The 3,913-nt window shown below is 67.6% G+C and carries 5 protein-coding genes; 4 read left to right on the forward strand and 1 reads right to left on the reverse strand.

From position 1 onward, the window contains the following. The 3 genes from AB0M20_RS31050 to AB0M20_RS31060 form a co-directional block, all read left to right on the forward strand. Positions 1-1,320, forward strand: a 1,320-nt coding sequence (locus AB0M20_RS31050; protein ID WP_364303882.1) for a LuxR C-terminal-related transcriptional regulator, incomplete at its 5' end; no start/stop codon positions are given. A 150-nt stretch (positions 1,321-1,470) separates the two neighbouring features. After that, on the forward strand, positions 1,471-1,710 hold the full coding sequence (locus AB0M20_RS31055; RefSeq protein WP_364303883.1) for a hypothetical protein: 240 nt from the start codon (positions 1,471-1,473) through the stop codon (positions 1,708-1,710). Between the two features lie 60 nt (positions 1,711-1,770). Next, on the forward strand, positions 1,771-2,553 hold the full coding sequence (locus tag AB0M20_RS31060) for a DUF4386 domain-containing protein (protein WP_364303884.1): 783 nt from the start codon (positions 1,771-1,773) through the stop codon (positions 2,551-2,553). Positions 2,554-2,686: 133 nt separating this feature from the next. Here the strand turns inward: AB0M20_RS31060 and AB0M20_RS31065 are convergent, their stop codons facing one another. Beyond that, positions 2,687-3,502: a hypothetical protein gene (locus tag AB0M20_RS31065; RefSeq protein ID WP_364303885.1), complete on the reverse strand. Its 816-nt coding sequence runs from the start codon at positions 3,500-3,502 to the stop codon at positions 2,687-2,689. Here AB0M20_RS31065 and AB0M20_RS31070 point away from each other — a divergent pair. Next, the coding region (locus tag AB0M20_RS31070) for a hypothetical protein (RefSeq protein ID WP_364303886.1) at positions 3,492-3,913 on the forward strand (422 nt) is incomplete at its 3' end. The genes AB0M20_RS31065 and AB0M20_RS31070 overlap by 11 nt on opposite strands.

Here is a 3,913-nt window from a genome sequence, read left to right on the forward strand (position 1 = left end):
GCCGTTCATCGGGCCGGACAGGCGCTGATGCTGGGCGATACCTCCGCCACGGTGACCTATGCCCGGAGGGCGCTCGACCTCCTCCAGGGAGGAGACCATCTCGGGCACGGAGCGGCTGCGGCGCTGATCGGACTCGCGTCCTGGGCAGCGGGGAATCTGGAGGCAGCGCACGACGCGTATGCCGATTGCATGGCGAGCATGCACCGGGCCGGGCATGTCTCCGACATGCTGGGTTGTGCGATCGCCCTGGCGGACATCCGGATGGTGCAGGGCCGCCTCGGCGAGGCGATGCGCATCTACGAGCAGGCACTCCAGCTGGCCCCTGAGCAGGGCGGGTCGGTGCCGCGGGGAACGGCAGACATGTACGTGGGGATGAGCGTGCTCCACCGCGAGCGTGGCGACCTGGAGACCGCCACGCAGGACCTGCTGCGCAGCCAGGAGTTGGGCGCGCACACAGGGCTGCCGCAGAACCGCTACCGCTGGCGGGTCGCGATGGCTCGGATCCGGGAGGCTGAAGCGGACTTGGGCGGCGCGCTGGACCTGCTCGACGAGGCGGAGCGCCTGTACGTGGGTGACTTCTTCCCCAACGTCCGTCCGGTTCCCGCGGTGCGGGCACGGGTCTGGATCGCGCAGGGGAGGCTGGATGACGCACTCGGCTGGGCCCGTGAGCGGGGGTTGTCTGTCGGCGACGATCTCAGCTACCTCCGCGAGTTCGAGCACGTGACCCTGGCCAGGGCCCTCCTGGGCCGAAATGGGATCGAGCGCGCACAGCGCTCCCTCGACGAGGTGACTTCATTTCTGGACCGTCTCCTGCACGCGGCGGAGGACGGGGACCGGACGGGCAGCGTCATCGAGATCCTGGTGCTTGAAGCGCTCGCCCATCAGATACGCGGTGACATCCCCGCTGCGCTGCGACCACTTGACCGCGCCCTGGCGCTGGCCGAGCCGGAAGGCTATGTCCGCATTTTCGTAGACGAGCGGGCGCCCATGGCGACCCTGCTGACAGCGGCCGCGAAACGCGGGATCGCCCCCGACTATGCCCGGCGGCTGCTGACCGCCTTCGGCCCGACCGACGATAGAACGTCCGCAGCGGACGGTTTGGTCGAGCCGTTGAGCGCACGTGAGCGCGACGTGCTCCGACTGCTGGCAACCGACCTGAGCGGTCCCGAGATCGCCCGCGAGCTCGTCGTGTCGCTGAACACCGTGCGAACGCACACCAACAGAATCTTCGCCAAGCTCGGCGTGAACAACCGTCGCGCAGCGGTGCGGCGGGCCGGCGAACTGGACCTGCTGTCGCGAGACCGTCACCGCCACGCCTGACGCGTCCGACCGCCCGAGTCACCACATCAATCAACACATGTGGTGATGCCCGGTCATCACCTCTGCTTCTACCTTCCGATTAGACCGACAAATGTCCGCAGCGTCGGCGGAGATCCATCCAGGCGAAGCATCAGCCGAAGGGGGAGGGCCATGAGCGAGAAATCGACCGACCGCCACCACGACGCCAGACGCTACGAAATCCGCCTCACGGGGCACCTCCATCACCGATGGGCCGCGTGGTTCCACGGAATGACCCTCACCAACTGCAGCGACGGCACCACCGCAATTCAAGGCCTTGTAGCCGACCAGGCGGCCCTGCATGGCCTCCTGCAGAAAGTACGCGACATAGGCCTGCCGCTGGTCTCCGTCACTCAGGTCGCCCGTGATTAGTCCGACGTGCCCGCCATCGCACGTCGGCAACTGCTCACCACTTCGCGAAAGGACACCGACATGACCACCACCGTCGTTCAACCCTCAGCAGCGCCGAAAGTCCCGATGACCTCACTGAGGAAGACCGCCTTCGTCGCGGGCGCCCTCTACGTGATCACCTTCGCCGCGTCGATTCCCGCACTTCTATTCCTGGCTCCCGTGCTGGACAACCCGGACTACATCGTCAGCTCCGGTGCGGACACCCGCGTGCTCTTCGGCGGCTTCCTCGACCTGATCACTGCCCTCGCCGGTATCGGCACCGCCGTCGCGCTGTACTCGGTCGTCAAGCGGCAGCACGAAGGGTTCGCGCTCGGCCTCGTCACCACTCGCATCTTCGAAGCCGCTGTCATCGTCATCGGCGTCGTCTGCCTCCTGTCGGTGGTGACCCTGCGACAAAACCTGGCCGGAACCGGAGCAGACGAGGCCTCGCTCGTCACCGTCGGGCAGGCACTCATCACCGTCCGCGGCTGGACATTCCTGCTCGGCCCCGGCCTCATGGCGGCGCTGAACGCAGTCCTGCTGGGCACCTTGATGTACCGGTCCCGCCTCGTGCCCCGCATCATCCCCACGGTGGGCCTCATCGGGGCTCCCCTGCTCCTGGCCGACGTCACCGCCATCTTCTTCGGCGCCTACGAGCTCGGCTCCGTGTGGCATGGGATCTTGGTCGCTCCGATCTTCGCCTGGGAGCTGTCCCTCGGCGTCTACCTGGTCGTCAAGGGCTTCAGGCCCTCCCCCATCACAGCTGGAATGGCCGCTGCCGGTACCCCGCCCGCCTACCGCGACGCCGTCGCCGTCGCCGTCTGACCGTCGACAACAATGGCCGGGCCCACAGGGCCCGGCCACTGTCGCCGGAACGGGAGCCGCGCGAGCCGTTGCCGGCCATGAGGGAAGCCCACGCTGTCCTGACGCCTATTCGGCTGAGTCGGGCAGCCTGGCGTTAACCGGTCCGGGTCCGGACGAACACATCCCAGGTGTTGTTTGTGTCGTCGAGTACGAGGTTGGATGCGTTGGAGCTGAAGGAGACGGATCGGCCGTCGGCGCTGACCGCGAGCTGGTAGCTGGAGCCGTTGGCTTGGCCGCCGTCGTCAGCTACGGTCACGCGGCGGGTGATGCCGGCTCGCCGGTCATGTACGAACACCTCGTCGGTAGAGTCGCCCGTGCTCGACCGGAACGCGATGTGCCTGCCGTCGGCGCTGATCGCGGGATCGCTGATACCGCCGCTGATTGGCCCTTCGCGGCCGGCGGTATCGACCCGGCTGGTCGTGCCGGTGCGCAGGTCCCGAACAAACACGTCGCTGACACCGTTGGTGTCTGCGGGGCTCAGGTTGGAGGCAAGCGATCCGAAGGTGATGTAGCGGCCGTCTCCACTGATCGCGGCGTCGTAGGTAGGGCTGTTGGCCTGAGCGCCACTGGTGGACACGTTGACCCGGCTGGTGGTGCCGGCGCCCAGGTCGTGGACGAACACATCGCTCGCGCCGTTGGTGTCGCCGGGTACGAGGTTCGACGCCGAGGTCACGAAAGTGATGTAGCGGCCGCTGCCGGAGATGTTCACAACATGGCTGTAGGCGTTGGCCTGTGCCCCGCTGGTCGAGACGCTGACCCGTCGGGTGATGCCGGCCAGCCGATCCCGGACGAAGATGTCCTCGAGCTGGTTCGTGTCACCCGGTACCAGGTTGGAAGCGCCGGAAAGGAACGCCACGTACCGGCCGTCGTTGCTCAGTTTGGGAAAAGAGCTGCCGTCGTTGCCCTGCACGCCCCGGCTGGACAAGCTCACCCGGCTGGTCACGCCGGTGCGCAAGTCCCGCACGAAGGCGTCGCCACCGTTGGTGTCACCGGGCACCAGGTTCGAGGCGTACGACTGGAACGCCACGTGCCGGCCATCCGGGCTCATCGAGGTGACGAAGCTGTCGCCGTTGGCCTGCGCGCCTGTGCTCGACACGGTGATTCGGCTGGTGGTACCGGCCCGCCGGTCCCGCACGAACGCGTCCGGCCACGCGTTGGTGTCCCCAGGCACCAGGTTCGACGCCTCCGAGGTGAACGCGACGTACCGGCCGTCGCCGCTGATCCACGTGCCCAGGCTGGCGCTGTCGGCCTGTACCCCCAAGCTGGACACGCTCATCCGGCTCGTACTGCCACCACCGCCCGGGGTCTGCGCCGGTGCGGC

Origin of the sequence: Actinoplanes sp. NPDC051633, from assembly GCF_040681735.1 — a bacterium.
Taxonomy (GTDB): domain Bacteria; phylum Actinomycetota; class Actinomycetes; order Mycobacteriales; family Micromonosporaceae; genus Actinoplanes.